The 306-nt window shown below is 43.8% G+C and carries 1 pseudogene; it reads left to right on the top strand.

The window, feature by feature from the left end:
- Positions 1–32 precede the first annotated feature (32 nt).
- Positions 33–306: pseudogene (locus HC175_RS24535) on the top strand (acyl-CoA dehydrogenase family protein); the annotation flags it as partial.

Here is a 306-nt window from a genome sequence, read left to right on the forward strand (position 1 = left end):
TTAATAACTATTTTTAGAAAAACCTAAAAAATATTGCCTTCTTCGGAAAAGTTAGAAATACCATCACCCTCTTAAAAAACATAGACCTGGACCAGCTGGCGAAGATCAATCAGCAGATCGACCTTTCGGAAGCTATGAAAACCCTGGGGAATCTCGATGAGCATCAGCTAAAAGGCCTCATGAAAATGCTCAAAACCAAGCGCCGTAAAGGTCAGCATGACCTTCCGCCTATCGACGGCGATTTTTATAACCTGGACCTCAAGCTTACAGAAGAGCAGCGGGAGTTGCAACTCAAGGTGCGCAATC

The sequence above is a fragment of the Salinimicrobium oceani genome (assembly GCF_012037645.1).